General features: G+C 60.6%; 11 protein-coding genes. 7 read left to right on the top strand and 4 right to left on the bottom strand.

What is annotated here, in order from left to right; all coding sequences use genetic code 11:
- The first annotated feature begins 13 nt into the window (after positions 1 to 13).
- The gene (locus AB7M29_RS13030) at positions 14 to 1,201 is read left to right on the top strand and encodes a benzoate/H(+) symporter BenE family transporter (RefSeq protein ID WP_454246984.1); all 1,188 of its coding nucleotides are present in this window, start codon (positions 14 to 16) and stop codon (positions 1,199 to 1,201) included.
- 51 nt (positions 1,202 to 1,252) lie between these two features.
- Here AB7M29_RS13030 and AB7M29_RS13025 read toward each other — a convergent pair whose 3' ends face one another.
- A complete protein-coding gene (locus AB7M29_RS13025; protein WP_007896965.1) occupies positions 1,253 to 1,597 on the bottom strand; it encodes a YggL family protein in 345 nt (114 codons plus the stop codon).
- 234 nt (positions 1,598 to 1,831) lie between these two features.
- Between AB7M29_RS13025 and dacB the strand changes: the two genes are divergently transcribed.
- Positions 1,832 to 3,292 (top strand): D-alanyl-D-alanine carboxypeptidase/D-alanyl-D-alanine endopeptidase, encoded by a 1,461-nt coding sequence (dacB, locus tag AB7M29_RS13020; protein ID WP_217858238.1) that lies wholly within the window; start codon positions 1,832 to 1,834, stop codon positions 3,290 to 3,292.
- Between the two features lie 177 nt (positions 3,293 to 3,469).
- Here the strand turns inward: dacB and AB7M29_RS13015 are convergent, their stop codons facing one another.
- Together AB7M29_RS13015 and rlmKL are read right to left on the bottom strand one after the other, a co-directional pair.
- Positions 3,470 to 5,860 carry a sensor domain-containing diguanylate cyclase gene (locus tag AB7M29_RS13015; RefSeq protein WP_454246983.1) on the bottom strand — a complete coding sequence of 797 codons (2,391 nt, stop codon included), beginning with the start codon at positions 5,858 to 5,860 and terminating at the stop codon, positions 3,470 to 3,472.
- Between the two features lie 144 nt (positions 5,861 to 6,004).
- Positions 6,005 to 8,275 (bottom strand): bifunctional 23S rRNA (guanine(2069)-N(7))-methyltransferase RlmK/23S rRNA (guanine(2445)-N(2))-methyltransferase RlmL, encoded by a 2,271-nt coding sequence (gene rlmKL / locus AB7M29_RS13010; protein WP_217858236.1) that lies wholly within the window; start codon positions 8,273 to 8,275, stop codon positions 6,005 to 6,007.
- A 530-nt stretch (positions 8,276 to 8,805) separates the two neighbouring features.
- Here rlmKL and rmf point away from each other — a divergent pair.
- On the top strand, positions 8,806 to 9,021 hold the full coding sequence (gene rmf / locus AB7M29_RS13005; RefSeq protein ID WP_003223300.1) for a ribosome modulation factor: 216 nt from the start codon (positions 8,806 to 8,808) through the stop codon (positions 9,019 to 9,021).
- A gap of 247 nt (positions 9,022 to 9,268) precedes the next feature.
- Here the strand turns inward: rmf and AB7M29_RS13000 are convergent, their stop codons facing one another.
- On the bottom strand, positions 9,269 to 10,288 hold the full coding sequence (locus AB7M29_RS13000; RefSeq protein ID WP_038980250.1) for a quinone-dependent dihydroorotate dehydrogenase: 1,020 nt from the start codon (positions 10,286 to 10,288) through the stop codon (positions 9,269 to 9,271).
- Positions 10,289 to 10,517: 229 nt separating this feature from the next.
- On the opposite strand from AB7M29_RS13000, the gene AB7M29_RS12995 reads away from it, so the two are divergent.
- The 4 genes from AB7M29_RS12995 to AB7M29_RS12980 all read left to right on the top strand — a co-directional run bounded on the left by AB7M29_RS12995 (position 10,518) and on the right by AB7M29_RS12980 (position 15,572).
- Positions 10,518 to 11,729 carry a CmpA/NrtA family ABC transporter substrate-binding protein gene (locus AB7M29_RS12995; protein WP_217858235.1) on the top strand — a complete coding sequence of 404 codons (1,212 nt, stop codon included), beginning with the start codon at positions 10,518 to 10,520 and terminating at the stop codon, positions 11,727 to 11,729.
- A 15-nt stretch (positions 11,730 to 11,744) separates the two neighbouring features.
- The gene (locus AB7M29_RS12990) at positions 11,745 to 12,320 is read left to right on the top strand and encodes an ANTAR domain-containing response regulator (RefSeq protein ID WP_008006986.1); all 576 of its coding nucleotides are present in this window, start codon (positions 11,745 to 11,747) and stop codon (positions 12,318 to 12,320) included.
- Positions 12,321 to 12,682: 362 nt separating this feature from the next.
- A complete protein-coding gene (locus tag AB7M29_RS12985; protein ID WP_217858234.1) occupies positions 12,683 to 13,894 on the top strand; it encodes a nitrate/nitrite transporter in 1,212 nt (403 codons plus the stop codon).
- Positions 13,895 to 13,901: 7 nt separating this feature from the next.
- Positions 13,902 to 15,572: a bifunctional protein-serine/threonine kinase/phosphatase gene (locus tag AB7M29_RS12980; protein ID WP_217858233.1), complete on the top strand. Its 1,671-nt coding sequence runs from the start codon at positions 13,902 to 13,904 to the stop codon at positions 15,570 to 15,572.
- Positions 15,573 to 15,688: the final 116 nt, after the last annotated feature.

Raw genomic sequence — 15,688 nt, 5'->3', positions numbered from 1 at the left:
GAACACCGCTGTCATGACCGACGCCACGCACACGCAGCTTCGCCCCCTGACTGACACATCACCCTCGGCCATCGTCGCCGGGTTCATCGCCATGATGACCGGCTACACCAGTTCACTGGTGCTGATGTTCCAGGCCGGGCAAGCGGCGGGTCTGACCAGCGGGCAGATTTCGTCGTGGATCTGGGCGATCTCTATCGGCATGGCGGTGTGCTCGATCGGCTTGTCCCTGCGCTACCGCACGCCGATCACCATCGCCTGGTCTACCCCCGGCGCGGCGTTGCTGATCACCAGCCTGGGTGGTGTCAGCTATGGCGAGGCCATCGGCGCCTACATCACTTGCGCTGTGCTGGTGACCATTTGCGGCCTGACCGGCAGTTTCGAACGGCTGGTGAAAAAGATTCCGGCCTCATTGGCGGCGGCATTGCTGGCAGGGATTCTGTTCAAGATCGGCAGCGAGATTTTCGTCGCCGCCCAGCACCGCACTGCGCTGGTGCTGGGAATGTTCTTCACGTATCTGGTGGTCAAACGCCTGTCGCCCCGCTACGCCGTGCTCGCCGCGCTGTTGATCGGCACCGCGCTGTCGGGGTTTATGGGTTTGCTGGATTTCAGTGGCTTCCACCTCGAAGTCGCGATGCCGGTCTGGACCACGCCCCAATTCTCCCTGGCCGCGACCATCAGCATCGGCATTCCACTGTTTGTGGTGGCGATGACCTCGCAGAACATGCCGGGCATCGCCGTATTGCGCGCCGACGGCTACAACGTGCCGGCCTCACCACTGATCACCACCACCGGCATCGCCTCGTTGCTGTTGGCGCCGTTCGGCTCCCATGGGATCAACCTGGCCGCCATCAGCGCGGCTATCTGCACCGGGCCGCATGCCCATGAGGATCGCAACAAGCGCTACACCGCAGCCGTCTGGTGCGGGATTTTCTACGGGATTGCCGGAGTGTTCGGCGCGACGCTGGCAGCGTTGTTCGCCGCATTGCCTAAAGAGCTGGTGCTGTCGATTGCCGCATTGGCGCTGTTCGGCTCGATCATCAATGGGTTGAGCATTGCCATGGCGCAAGTGCAACGGGAAGCAGCGCTGATTACCTTTATGGTGACGGCGTCGGGGTTGACGCTGTTTTCCATCGGTTCGGCGTTTTGGGGGATTGTCGCGGGGGTGTTGACCTTGCTGATCTTGAACTGGCGTAAAAGCTGAAAGATCTTCACAAAAAAAACGGCGACCCTTGGGTCGCCGTTTTTTAGAACATCAAGCTACCGGATTGATCGGCTTTTCCGGGTACCAGACGTCGATCAGCGGGCTGACGGTTGCTTCGGTCAGTTCGCTGCGGCCTTTGAGCCAGGCTTCAACAGCGGCACGCTGCTCTTCGGATACCGAGCCACGCTTCTGCAGGCACACCAGACCGAAGTCGTCGCCGCCAACATAGCCCAGACCGTTGGCTTCCATGGCTTCTTTCAGGAACGCGTCGAGGAAAGCATCAATGGCTTCATCAGCCAAATCTTCTTTGAAATCCAGGTTCAGTTCGAAACCCAGCTCTTGAAATTCATCGACGCACAGTTTTTTGCGCAGACGCTGGGAACGGTTAGTCGCCATTGGAACAATCCTCATAAGTAATAACGGGCCGCACTTTAGCAGTTTAAGGCGCCGATTACCCGTCTCAGAACGGCGCTACGCCTACCGTCGGTAAAAAAATAGCGGATTAGACGACCGGGGTACGGCACAAGCTGTTGCACCTTGGGGCATAATGCCGACACTTTCATGACCGCTGAGGGAATTTATCTCCATGCCCTCGTCTTTTTCCCCCTCGGCTGTAGGGTTCTATTTCAGATGATCAAATCTTTGCGTCCATTGCTGCTGGCCAGCCTTTTTCTGCCCCTGGCCCTTCCCGTTTCCGCCGCTTCGATCAACACCGCCCTGTCGCCCAACGTCGAAAAGGCTCTCAAGGCCAGCAAGCTGCAGGACAGTGCCCTGTCGCTGGTGATGATCCCGCTCAATGGCCCGGGCACCCCAACCATTCATAACGCTGACGTTTCGGTTAACCCGGCCTCGACCATGAAGCTGGTGACCACGTACGCCGCGCTGGAAATGCTCGGCCCGAACCACCAGTGGAAAACCGAGTTCTACACCGACGGCACCCTCAGCGGTGGCATCCTCAACGGCAACCTCTACCTCAAGGGTGGCGGCGATCCAAAGCTGAACATGGAAAAACTCTGGCTGCTGATGCGCGATTTGCGCGCCAACGGCGTGACCCAGATCACCGGCGACCTGGTGCTGGACCGCGGCTTCTTCGTGCAACCGCAACTGCCTGAATTCAACGACGACGGCAATGACGAGAACAAACCGTTCCTGGTCAAACCCGACGCGCTGCTGGTCAACCTCAAGGCCCTGCGCTTCGTGGCCCGCAACGACTCGGGCAAGGTCCTGGTGTCGGTCGAGCCGCCGATTGCCAGCATCCGCATCGACAATCAGGTCAAGGCGCTCAACTCCAAGCAATGCACCGGTGGCGTACGTTACAACCCGGTGCCCCAGGCTGATGGCAGCGTCACCGTGACCGTTGGCGGCCAGTTGGGCGAAGGTTGCAGCTCCCAGACCTACCTGTCGCTGCTCGATCATGCGACCTACACCGCCGGCGCCGTGCGAGCGATCTGGAAGGAATTGGGCGGCAGCATCCAGGGCCAGGATCGTCTGGCACCGACGCCGAGCAACGCCAAGGTGCTGGCCCGGGCCTACTCGCCAGACTTGGCGGAAATCATTCGCGACATCAACAAATACAGTAACAACACCATGGCTCAGCAGTTGTTCCTGAGCCTGGGCCAGAAGTTCCGCACCGATGCCGACGGTGACGACGCCAAGGCCGCCCAGCGCGTGGTGCGTCAGTGGCTGGCGAGAAAAGGCATCACTGCGCCGCACTTGGTGATGGAGAACGGCTCCGGCCTGTCCCGTGCCGAGCGAGTGAGTGCCCGTGAAATGGCCGCGATGCTGCAAGCCGCCTGGCGCAGCCCGTATTCCGCCGAGTTCATCAGCTCGATGCCAATCGCCGGCACCGACGGCACCATGCGCAAACGCCTGAAGACCACCGCGATGCGCGGTGAAGCCCACGTCAAGACCGGCACTCTGAACACCGTGCGCGCCATTTCCGGCTACAGCCGCGACATCAATGGCAATACCTGGGCGGTGGTGGCGATCCTCAACGACAAGGCACCGTTTGGCGCCTCCTCGGTGCTGGATCAGGTGCTGCTGGATCTGTATCGCCAGCCGAAACTGCCGGAAACGGCTTCGGTGTTGTAACCCGATCGTCCAGACACTGGAGATCAAATGTGGGAGCGGGCTTGCTCGCGAAGAGGGCGTGTCAGTCGACATTAATGTTGCCTGACACACCGCCTTCGCGAGCAAGCCCGCTCCCACATTGATTTGGGTCAAAGCACAGCATTGCGATCAGTCCACAGGGTTTGCATGCAGCCTGGGTTAACTCATCTGCCCCTCAACCCGATCCCTTCCCGCCTGTTTCGCCGCGTACACCCCTGAGTCCGCCCGCAACAGCAGCGCATCCGCGCCCTCTCCGGCCCGCCAGCTGGCAATCCCGAAACTCGCTGTGACGATCCCGACCTCGTCGATCGGCGCACTGCGCAACCCCTGCCACAACTCCACGGCCAGCACATGAGCCTGTTCGCCATTGATATCCGGACAGAGCACCATAAACTCTTCGCCGCCCAGGCGACAAAATACATCAGTGCACCGCAAGCGACCGCCAATGCGCTCGCACACGGCCTGCAATACCCGATCACCCACGGCATGACCGTGCTGATCGTTGATGCGCTTGAAGTGATCGATGTCGAGCATGATCACCGACAACTCGCCACCGCCGCGCTCGACCCGGGCCATTTCGGTGGTCAGGCGCTCCTGGAAGTAGCGACGGTTATGGATCCCGGTCAAGGAATCGGTCACCGACAGTGCGCGCAACTCCTCTTCCACCCGCTTGAGGTCGGAGATGTCCGAGATGAAACCATGCCATAGCACACCGCCACCGGGCAGTTCCTCAGGAGTCGCTTCACCGCGGACCCAGCGCAGACCACGCTGCGGTAATTGCACGCGGTACTCTTCACGCCAAGGGCTGAGGGTGTCAGCCGAGGCCAGGATCGAAGCGCGGACCCGACGTGCGTCCTGGGGATGAATCCGCGCGAACACCGCTTCGGCGTTGAGCAACAGCACGTCCGGCTCGAGTTCGTAGATATCGCGCATACCGTCGCTGGCGTAGATCACACTGAAGCGCCCATCGAATTCCATCTTGAACTGGTAGATCCCGCCGGGCACATGGGCGCTGAGTTTCTTCAACAACAGGTCCCGTGCCGCCAGGGCTTCGTGGACGCGCTTGCGCTCGGTGATGTCGATACAAATCGCCAGGTGCCCGACCCACAAGCCTTGCTCGTCGAGTACCGGGGTCGCCAGCATGTTCACCGTCAAATGACTGCCGTCGTGACGCACCAGCGTCCACTCCCGGGCTTCGTGACCGCCCTCTTCCCCGCCTTCGACCAGCATCGCCTGACACGTCGGGATCGGCTTGCCATAGCGCGCGCTCAACTCCGCCGAGCGCGCTTCGAGTTCCCGGGGCAGGTGCAGATTTTCCAGGGTCATGTGGCCCACAACCTGCGCACTGAAGTAACCAAGCATCTGCTCTGCCCCAGCGTTGAAGGTGCAGATGATTCCGCGCAGGTCGGTGGCGATGATCGCCACCTGAGTCGCGGCATCCAGCACACCGCGCAACTGGCCATGCGTGCCGCGCAACTCTTGCTCACGGTCGTGAAGTTCCTGGGTCCGCTGCGCCACCATTTTCAGCGCCCGCTGGCGCTGGCTGACCAGCACATAGAGAAACACACTGAGCAGCAGGCTGAGCAAACCGCCGAGCACCACCAGGCTGGTCACCGAGGAATGGTTGGCTTTCAGGAACGCGGCGCTGGGGCGCATATCCACTTGGTAATCATGGTCGGCCAGACGTAGCAATCGCGTGGAGGACAAGTCACTGGCCCCCGCCGTGTTGGTCGACTCGTACAACACTTCGTGTTGATCCTCGGTGGACAAGTCGAGAATACGCACCGAGAGAGAATCATGATTCTCTTCCGGCAGCCCGTCCGCCAACAGCTGGCGCATGCTGATCACCGCCATGACATACCCGGCGGGCGCGGCATTCGGGAGGTTCTGATAGATGACCGGAGCCACTAGCAACACGCCCCGCGAATAGGCCGGCTCGATGCCTACCAGATGCAGCGGCTGCGACACGGCCATACGGCCATTGCGATCAGCCCGTTCCAGAGTCGAACGACGCAGGGGTTGGGTCAGCAGGTCGTAACCCAGCGGCGCGGGCAGCCGGCTTTGGGTTTGGGTGTAGAGCACCGGTACGTACTCGTCGCGCTCTACGGCAAGTTGCAACTGGCCGTCGGCGGTAAGTTCGCGAAAGGTGAAACCGCTCAAGCCTTCTTCTCGCACCACGCGCTCAAGCAGGGGACGTTCGGCGCGGGAAACCCGGGGAGCCCAGGAGTAGGCCTGGGTGCGACGCAAAAGAGGTTTGGCGTAACCGTCGAATTCCTCGCGGGACACCGATCCGGAATTGACGAAGAACCGGCGCAGGCCGTCGAGGCGCTGCTCCTGATCTTCGAAGCGTTCTTCGATGCGGCTGTAACGTTCACTGGCGAGCAGCTGGAAACGTTGCCGCAATTGCTGATGAAATTGATTGAACGTCGCCCAAGCCAGCAATCCCGTAAGAATCCCGCCGACGAGCAACGCCAGCAGCGCGACCAGCCAGGCCGAAACATCTTCGCGGATAAAACCCAGGATCTTGGGGCGCACGGCGTGCAACGACATAGATACAACTCAAAACGCCAGGTGCCGGAAAAGCCCATTGGCCATGCGTTGAGTTATAGCTATTAGCCACTAATTTGACCAGCACTGAAAGAACCCAAGAGCCTTTAAAAATCAAGGCTCTGTGGATCCAATCAGGCTCAAGTGTCAGCGAGCAGTGATCTTCCAGGCACGGTGGATCTTGCCATTACGGGCAAAATCCGGATCGATGGTCTGGGCGGTGATTTCTTCAACGGCATAACGCTCGGTGAGGTTTTCCTCGAGCTGGAACTTGCGGAAGTTGTTGGAGAAGTACAACACCCCGCCCGGCGCCAGACGTGCCATCGCCAGATCGATCAACTGCACCTGATCACGCTGCACATCGAAGATCCCTTCCATGCGCTTGGAGTTGGAGAAGGTCGGCGGGTCGATGAAGATCAAGTCGTACTCGTCACGGCAGGCATCGAGCCAAGCCATCACATCACCCTGCTCCAGACGGTTCTTGTCGGAGAAACCGTTCAGCGACAGGTTGCGACGCGCCCAATCCAGATAGGTTTTCGACAGGTCGACGCTGGTGGTGCTGCGCGCGCCACCCTTGGCCGCATGAACGCTGGCCGTCGCGGTGTAGCAATACAGGTTGAGGAAGCGCTTGCCGGCTGCCTCTTTCTGAATCCGCATGCGCATCGGCCGGTGGTCGAGGAACAGCCCGGTGTCGAGGTAGTCGGTGAGGTTCACCAGCAGCTTCACGCCGCCTTCGTTGACCTCATTGAACTTGCCCTGTGCGCTCTGGCGTTCGTACTGCTTGGTGCCACTCTGACGCTCGCGACGTTTGACCACCACGCGGTTCTTGTCGATGTTCAACGCTTGCGGGATCGCCGCCAGAGCATCGAACATCCGCGCCGAGGCTTTTTCCGGATCGATGGATTTCGGTGCGGCGTATTCCTGAACGTGGACCCAGTCGTGATACAGGTCGATGGCCATGGAATATTCCGGCATGTCGGCATCGTAGACGCGGTAGCAGTCGATGCCTTCACGCTTGACCCACTTGCCCAGCGCCTTGAGGTTTTTTTGCAGACGGTTGGCAAACATCTGCCCGCCTTCACTCAAGCGCGGTTGCTCGATCACCACCGGGGCCGGTTTGATCGGGTTACCGTTCTTGTTGTACTTCTCGTACTTGCCCGGTGCCACATCGTTGTCGGGAACTTCGACTTCAGCTTGCTCGCGCTCGATCTGACGCTGTTCCGGAGTACGACGCTCGCCGGTGACGAACTGGTCCGGCGTGACCTTGATCAGCAGCAATTTGCACGGCAAGGCGCCGTTCCAGAATGAATACTGCTTGTGGCTGCGGATACCCATGCGCTTGCCCAGGTCCGGGGCGCCGGTGAACACCGCCGCTTCCCAGTTCAGGCACGCCTGACGCAGACGTTCGCCGAGGTTCTGGTAGAGATAGAGCAGGCTCGCCTCATCGCCCAGACGCTCGCCGTACGGAGGGTTGCAGATCACCAGGCCTTTCTGGTTCTGGTCCGGGCGCGGCTCGAATGTCGCGACTTCGCCCTGATAGATCTTGATCCACTCGCTCAGGCCGGCACGTTCGACGTTATTGCGGCCCGGTTGAATCAGGCGTGGGTCAGCTTCGTAACCGCGAATCCACAGCGGTGGCTTGGCCAGGCCGGCTGCGGCGCGTTCGGTGGCTTCTTCGTGGAGCTTTTTCCACAGCGCAGGCACGTGACCGAGCCAGGCGGTGAAGCCCCATTGCTCGCGACGCAGGTTCGGCGCCATGTCGGCGGCGATCATCGCTGCTTCGACCAGGAACGTACCGACACCGCACATCGGGTCAGCCAGCGCGCCGCCATCGGCGGCAATCCGTGGCCAGCCGGAACGGATCAGAATCGCCGCCGCGAGGTTTTCCTTCAGCGGCGCCGCGCCCTGCTGCAAACGATAACCGCGCTGGTGCAGGCTGTGACCGGACAGGTCGAGGGACAGAATCGCTTCGCCACGGTCCAGGCGCAGGTGAATGCGCAGATCCGGGTTGAGCTTGTCGATGGACGGACGGTCGCCCTGCGGGGTGCGCAGTTTATCGACGATCGCATCCTTGACCTTCAAGGCGCCGAAGTGCGTGTTATCAATGCCCGAACCGTGACCGCTGAACTCGACGGCCAGGGTGCCATCGTTGAGCATGTGGTCTTGCCACTCGATATCCAGCACGCCGTGATAGAGGTCTTCGGCGTCCTTCATCGGGAAGCGCTTGAGCACCAGCAGTACCCGGTTCGCCAGACGCGACCACAGGCACAGGCGATAGGCGGTTTCCATGGTGGCCATGCCGCGCACAGCCGAGGTGTGCTCACGTGCATCCTCAAGGCCAAGCCCGACGGCTTCCTCGATGAGCAGGCCTTCAAGGCCTTTGGGGCAAGTGAGGAAGAGTTCGAAACGATCGGACATGGTAATTCCAGAGCCTTTAGCTAAGTGAATCGGCAACGCATTGCCGATCCGGTTTTCAATCAGGCGTTTTTCTGACAGAACGCCCGCGTGGCACGAAGGTGTGCCGTCCCACCCTGACTGCTCGGGTTAAAAGAGCTTAGATGCCAGGACAGATATAAAAGTTGATGCAACAAAATGTCATAAGTCGACCCTTCGTCGAATAGTCCCCAAGTGAACGGGTGTCATTCTCGTTAAAGGCCTCACCCCTCTCATCCAGCGCAGGGCCGATCATACCGGGGTTTGGCCAATAAACGCGGGACAAATATCGTGTTACTTATGGCCATAGCATCTTTATGGTTACGTTCTTATGACAAAACGATCATTCCCTCGATGTGACGCATTGGTTAGAACTCAACACAGGTTGACGTCGCAACGGCGTCAACACCTTGGCTCGCGACGCCGGCAGCGAGCCGCCAACGGCAGGATTTTTCTGCCTGACCTCGATTGAGGTCGACGCGATAAATACAGTCAACAAGTGAGGGCAACACCCTATGAGAAGACTTAAGCGTGATCCGTTGGAAAGAGCATTTTTGCGCGGATATCAATATGGCGTTGGTGGTAAATCCCGTGAGCTTTGCCCTTTTACTCTACCGTCGGTACGCCAAGCCTGGATCAATGGCTGGCGAGAAGGACGCGGCGACAACTGGGACGGTATGACCGGCACTGCGGGAATCCACAGACTCAACGAACTTCACGCCGTCGGCTAATACAGGGCACACACTCCGACACGACAATCTGATTACGCAACGACTTAACCACGCACGTCCCATCCGGACGGCGGGCTTCGGCCCAGGGGCTCCTTCGAGGAGCCCTTTTTTATGTCTGCCAGAAACTCAATCTCGAACTGCAAACACATGACCTGTGGGAGCGGGCTTGCTCGCGAAAGCGATTTAACATTCAAGAATGATGTTGACTGACCCAACGCTTTCGCGAGCAAGCCCGCTCCCACAGGGATTAGCGCAGCGCGGCGATGGCATCCACCGATTCACGAATCAACGCCGGGCCTTTATAGATGAAGCCGGAGTAGAGCTGCACCAAACTTGCACCCGCGGCGATTTTCTCAGCCGCGTGCTTGCCTTCGGTGATGCCGCCCACGGCGATGATTGGCAAGCGACCGGCCAGTTCCGCCGCCAGCACCTTCACCGTGTGAGTGCTCTTGTCGCGAACCGGTGCACCGGACAAACCGCCCGCCTCGTCACCATGTTCCATACCTTCGACACCGACGCGACTCAGGGTGGTGTTGGTGGCGATCACCGCGTCCATCCCGGTTTCGATCAACGCTTGGGCGACTTGAGCGGTTTCTTCGTCAGTCATGTCCGGCGCGATCTTGATCGCCAGCGGAACATGTTTGCCATGACGCAGGGCCAGTTCCGCCCGGCGGGTGGCCAGGTCGGCGAGCAATTGCTTGAGCGAATCGCCGAATTGCAGGCTGCGCAGGCCCGGGGTGTTAGGCGAGCTGACGTTGACCGTCACATAGCTGGCGTGGGCATAGACCTTGTCCAGGCAGATCAGGTAATCGTCGACCGCACGTTCAACCGGCGTATCGAAATTCTTGCCGATGTTGATGCCCAGCACGCCCTTGTACTTGGCCGCCGCCACGCGAGCGAGCAAGTGATCGACGCCGAGGTTGTTGAAACCCATGCGGTTGATGATCGCCTCGGCGTCCGGCAAGCGGAAAATCCGTGGTTTCGGGTTGCCCGGTTGTGGACGCGGCGTGATGGTACCGATTTCGACGAAACCGAAACCCAATTGGGCAAAGCCATCGATCGCTGCGCCGTTCTTGTCCAGACCGGCCGCCAAACCCACAGGGTTCGGGAACTCCAGGCCCATGACCGTTACCGGCAGTTTCGCCGGTGCCTTGCACAGCAAGCCGTTGAGGCCCAAACGCCCGCCCGCGCCGATCAGGTCCAGGGACAGATCGTGGGAGGTTTCCGGGGAAAGTTTGAACAGCAGCTGACGGGCCAGGGTGTACATGGGCAGGCTTGACTCGGTTGGCGATGAGAGGCGGCGATTATAGCCGCGCATCAGGGCTTCACGCGAGGCGCGCAACAAAATCAGCCAGCGATGGCATATGCCTTGCACCGTCACAGGCATCAGCACTCATGCCAACGGCGGGATGAGTGGAAGGACAATGGCGTCGTCACCCGGCTTTGCCCACGCAAGGGCCTTGGGACGACGCTTTTTTTTGGAAGGTGCGAAATCGATGAACGAACCATCAGCCGGCCCACTGGCCTGGGTCAATGGCAGCGATGCCCCGGAAAAAACCGCAATCAACCTCGGCTTCATGGCCTTGAGCGACTGCGCCTCAGTGGTGGTCGCGGCCACTCAGGGCTTCGCCCAACCGTACGGTCTGACCCTGAACCTCAAGCGCCAATCGTCCTGGGCCAACCTGCGAGACAAACTGGTCAGCGGCGAACTCGACGCCGCCCACAGCCTGTACGGCCTGATTTACGCGGTGCATCTGGGGATCGGCGGCGTAGCCTCCACCGACATGGCCGTGCTCATGGGCCTGAACCAGAACGGCCAGAGCATCAACCTCTCCCACGGTTTGCAGGCCCTGGACGTGACCAGTCCTGAAGCACTGGACCGACATGTGCACCAAAGTCGCCCAAAACTGACCTTCGCGCAGACATTTCCTACGGGCACCCACGCCATGTGGCTGTATTACTGGCTCGCGAGCCAGGGTATTCATCCATTGCAGGATGTCGACAGCGTGGTGGTGCCGCCGCCGCAAATGGTCGCGCACCTGCAAGCCGGGCGCATCGACGGTTTCTGTGTCGGCGAGCCGTGGGCGGCCAGTGCAGTACAGCAAAATCTCGGGTTTACGATGGCCACCACCCAGACGATCTGGCCCGATCACCCGGAAAAAGTCCTCGGCTGCACCCGCGCCTTTGTCGAGCAATACCCCAACACCGCACGGGCATTGGTGATGGCGATCCTCGAAGCCAGCCGATTCATCGAAGCCAGCCGCGAAAATCGCCGCAGCACCGCGCAACTGTTGAGTGCGCCTGAGTATCTGGATGCACCGCTCGAGTGCATCGAACCGCGCTTGCTCGGTGACTACGCCGACGGTCTGGGTAATCGCTGGCAAGACCCGCACGCCGTGCGTTTCCACGGTGGTGGCGAGGTCAATTTTCCGTATTTGTCCGACGGTATGTGGTTCATGACCCAGTTCCGGCGCTGGGGTTTGTTGCGTGACGACCCGGATTACCTCGGCGTGGCCCGTCAGGTCCAGCAACTAGACTTATACCGTGAGGCCGCCACCGCTGTCGGTGTGCCCGCCCGGTGCCAGGAAATGCGCAGCAGTCAACTGATCGACGGCAAAGTCTGGGACGGCTCGGACCCGGCCGGCTATGCCCGCAGCTTCACGCTGCACGCCATGAGCGACAGCGCTCCCCTTCTCGCCAGCCGCTGACAGGAGCCTACGAATATGTTGCGTATCCTGCTGATCAATGACACTGCGAAAAAAGTCGGGCGTCTGAAGGCGGCCCTGACCGAAGCCGGGTTCGAGGTCATCGACGAGTCCGGCCTGACCATTGACCTGCCCGCGCGCGTCGAAACGGTGCGCCCGGACGTGATCCTGATCGATACCGAGTCACCGAGCCGCGATGTGATGGAGCAAGTGGTGCTGGTGACCCGTGACCAACCACGGCCGATTGTGATGTTCACCGACGAGCACGATCCCGACGTGATGCGCCGCGCCATCAAGTCCGGCGTCAGTGCCTACATCGTCGAAGGCATCCACGCACAACGCTTGCAGCCGATTCTCGACGTGGCCATGGCGCGCTTTGAAAGCGACCAGGCTCTGCGCGCGCAACTGCACGCCCGCGACCAGCAACTGGCCGAGCGCAAGCGCATCGAGCTGGCCAAGGGGCTTCTGATGAAGATGAAGGACTGCAACGAAGAAGAGGCCTACACCCTGATGCGCCGCCAGGCCATGAGCCGCCAGCAGAAGCTGATACAGGTGGCGGAGCAGATCATTGCCATGAGTGAACTGCTTGGCTGAAGTCCTGCGGTGAATGATCTATCGCCTTCGCGAGCAAGCCCGCTCCCACACTTGATTTGTGTCGAACTTCAATGTCGTGAACGACACAACTCCCCTGTGGGAGCGGGCTTGCTCGCGAATAGCCGCGACTCGATCGCCCTTGTTGGCACAAATCTCGCTAAGTAAATCACTGCAAGGTAACCAACGGCGGTTGCCCCACCTACGACAAAGACGTCGCTTACCTCATTCGCCCCCTTGGCGGATCGGGTAGCGGCGTTTTTCCGTTTTGGCCCCAGAGACCGGGGCTGGTGGTGCGGCCGTTGCGGCGCCCCACCTGCAAGCTCATGACTCCTTCTTGATACGCCTGACAGCTGAGGTGCGCGATGAATTCAAGCTTCTGGAAATCCGGCCATACCCCGACCCTGTTCGCAGCCTTCCTCTATTTCGATCTGAGCTTCATGGTCTGGTACCTGCTCGGCCCAATGGCAGTGCAGATCGCCGCTGACCTGCACCTGACCACCCAACAACGCGGGCTGATGGTGGCCACGCCGATTCTGGCCGGGGCCGTGTTGCGCTTTGCGATGGGCCTGCTGGCTGATCGCCTGTCGCCTAAGACCGCCGGGATAATCGGCCAGGTGATCGTCATCTGCGCCCTGTTAGTCGCCTGGAAACTCGGCATTCACAGTTACGAGCAGGCGCTGTTGCTGGGCCTGTTCCTCGGCATGGCCGGTGCATCCTTCGCCGTAGCCCTGCCGTTGGCCTCGCAATGGTATCCGCCCCAGCACCAAGGCAAAGCCATGGGCATCGCCGGTGCCGGTAACTCGGGCACCGTGCTCGCTGCGCTGATCGCCCCAGTGCTGGCTGCCGCATTTGGCTGGAGCAATGTGTTCGGCTTCGCCCTGATCCCGCTGATCCTGACCCTGATCGTCTTCTACTGGCTGGCCAAGAATGCGCCTGAGCGCCCGAAAGCCAAGTCCATGTCCGACTACTTGAAGGCCTTGGGCGACCGCGACAGCTGGTGGTTCATGTTTTTCTACAGCGTGACCTTCGGCGGCTTCATCGGCCTGGCCAGCGCCCTGCCCGGCTACTTCAACGACCAATACGGCCTGAGCCCGGTAACCGCCGGCTACTACACTGCTGCTTGTGTGTTCGGTGGCAGCCTGATGCGTCCGTTGGGCGGCGCACTGGCGGACCGCTTCGGCGGGATTCGTACTTTGCTGGCGATGTACACCGTGGCAGCGATTTGCATTGCGACAGTGGGTTTCAATCTGCCGAGTTCTTACGCCGCATTGGCGCTTTTCGTCTGCACCATGCTCGGTTTGGGTGCAGGCAACGGTGCGGTATTCCAGCTGGTCCCGCAGCGTTTTCGTCGGGAGATCGGCGTAATGACCGGGCTGATCGGCATGGCCGGCGGCATCGGTGGCTTCGCACTGGCAGCCGGTATGGGCGCGATCAAGCAAAGCACCGGCAGCTATCAGCTGGCCTTGTGGTTGTTCGCCAGCCTTGGCGTACTTGCCTGGTTCGGTCTGCACGGTGTGAAACGCCGCTGGAGAACCACTTGGGGTTCGGCAGCCGTCACCGCTGCTCGGGTGTGAGGGTTGAATGAGCCTGCAACTGAGTTTTGCCGAACACAGCGCCATCGGCCCCCGCGAGGAGAACCAGGACGCTCTGCGCCTGGTCACTCCGGCCCCGGCGCTGGCGGCAAGCAAGGGTTACCTGTTCGCCATCGCCGACGGCGTCAGCCAATGTGCCGATGGCGGACTCGCAGCCCGCTCAACGTTGCAGGCCTTGGCGCTGGACTACTACGCCACCCCGGAAACCTGGGGTGTCGCCCAGGCATTGGACCGTCTGCTACTGGCGCAAAATCGCTGGTTGCAGGCTAACGGCGGCGGGCAACCGCTGCTGACCACGGTCAGTGCCTTGGTGATGCGCGGCCGGCGTTTTACCTTGGCGCATGTCGGCGATTGCCGGGTTTATCGCTGGCACGCCGACACGCTGCAACGGGTGAGCGAGGATCACGTCTGGGACCAGCCGGGCATGCAGCATGTGCTCAAACGGGCCCTTGGGCTGGATCAACACCTGGTGCTGGACTTTCTCGATGGCGAACTGCGCCTGAACGAGAGTTTCGTGCTGCTCAGCGACGGCATTTGGGCCGTGCTGGGTGACACCGCCATTGCAGGCATTTTGCGCGATCAGCCTGACCTGAACAGTGCCGCGCAGACCCTGGTCAGCGCCGCGCACCTGGCCGGCAGTCAGGACAACGCCAGCGCCCTGCTGGTGCGGGTTGATGCCCTCGGTGAAACCAGCATTGGCGATGCACTGATTCATCTGCAGCAATGGCCACTCCCGCCCGCACTGAAGCCGGGCCAGACTTTCGAAGGCTGGCAGGTCGAAGGGATCCTCGGCCAGAGCCAGCAATCGCTGCTCTACCGGGTGCGCGACGCACAACAACAGCCCTGGCTGCTGAAAACGTTGCCCAGTGCGCTCCGTGACGATCATCAGGCCGGGCAGGCGTTGTTGTCGGAGGAATGGTTTCTCAAGCGTGTGGCCGGGCGGCATTTTCCTGAAGTCCATGCCGCCAGTCAGCGTCAGCATTTGTACTACGTGATGCGGGAATATTCCGGCTCGACCCTGGCTGAGCTGCATGAGCGTGTCGCAACGCTGCCATTGGCTCAATGGCTGGACCTGGCCGAACGCTTGCTGCGGGCCATCGGCATATTGCATCGACGACAGATTCTGCATCGCGATATCAAACCGGAGAACCTGCTGCTGGGGGACGACGGTGAGCTGCGCCTGCTGGATTTCGGCCTCGCCTACTGCCCCGGGCTGTCCGAAGATCAAGCCTGCGCCCTGCCCGGAACGCCCAGCTATATCGCACCGGAAGCTTTTCGAGGTGACGCTCCTACACCACAACAGGATTTGTATGCGGTCGGCGTGACCTTGTATTACCTGCTGACCGGGCATTATCCCTACGGCGAAATCGAAGCGTTCCAGCGCCCTCGGTTTGGTGTGCCTGTCAGCGCCAGTCGCTACCGGCCCGACCTGCCGGAATGGATCGCGCAAAGTCTGGAGCGCGCGGTGGCGGTGGCTCCGGATCAGCGTTTTGAAACGGCGGAAGAATGGTTGTTGCTACTGGAACAGGGAGAACGTCGCAGTTTGAGCGTGCGCCCCAGACCGTTGCTGGAGCGCGAACCGCTGAAGGTCTGGCGGACGTTGGCGCTGGTGTCGTTGCTGGTAAATCTGGTGCTGCTGTTTTTGCTGTTTCACGGTTGAGTTTTGCACTGAACCCAAAAGATCAAAAGATCGCAGCCTGTGGCAACCCTACGGGTGCCCACGATCTCCTGCAGGAATGACCGCAGGCTGCGATCTTTTGACTTTTCTGCTTCAAA

This window comes from Pseudomonas sp. F-14 TE3623 (genome assembly GCF_053629015.1).
Note: the sequence above shows the minus strand (reverse complement) of the source record. Positions and strands in the feature narration are given on the sequence as shown.

What these genes read in the sequence shown, in the direction of transcription:
- rmf (WP_003223300.1), top strand. Translation starts at nt 8,806, where the DNA reads ATGAGAAGACTTAAGCGTGATCCGTTGGAAAGAGCATTTTTGCGCGGA.
- AB7M29_RS13025 (WP_007896965.1), bottom strand. Translation starts at nt 1,597, where the DNA reads ATGGCGACTAACCGTTCCCAGCGTCTGCGCAAAAAACTGTGCGTCGAT.
- AB7M29_RS13015 (WP_454246983.1), bottom strand. Translation starts at nt 5,860, where the DNA reads ATGTCGTTGCACGCCGTGCGCCCCAAGATCCTGGGTTTTATCCGCGAA.
- AB7M29_RS12980 (WP_217858233.1), top strand. Translation starts at nt 13,902, where the DNA reads ATGAGCCTGCAACTGAGTTTTGCCGAACACAGCGCCATCGGCCCCCGC.
- AB7M29_RS12990 (WP_008006986.1), top strand. Translation starts at nt 11,745, where the DNA reads ATGTTGCGTATCCTGCTGATCAATGACACTGCGAAAAAAGTCGGGCGT.
- AB7M29_RS12995 (WP_217858235.1), top strand. Translation starts at nt 10,518, where the DNA reads ATGAACGAACCATCAGCCGGCCCACTGGCCTGGGTCAATGGCAGCGAT.
- rlmKL (WP_217858236.1), bottom strand. Translation starts at nt 8,275, where the DNA reads ATGTCCGATCGTTTCGAACTCTTCCTCACTTGCCCCAAAGGCCTTGAA.
- dacB (WP_217858238.1), top strand. Translation starts at nt 1,832, where the DNA reads ATGATCAAATCTTTGCGTCCATTGCTGCTGGCCAGCCTTTTTCTGCCC.
- AB7M29_RS12985 (WP_217858234.1), top strand. Translation starts at nt 12,683, where the DNA reads ATGAATTCAAGCTTCTGGAAATCCGGCCATACCCCGACCCTGTTCGCA.
- AB7M29_RS13000 (WP_038980250.1), bottom strand. Translation starts at nt 10,288, where the DNA reads ATGTACACCCTGGCCCGTCAGCTGCTGTTCAAACTTTCCCCGGAAACC.
- AB7M29_RS13030 (WP_454246984.1), top strand. Translation starts at nt 14, where the DNA reads ATGACCGACGCCACGCACACGCAGCTTCGCCCCCTGACTGACACATCA.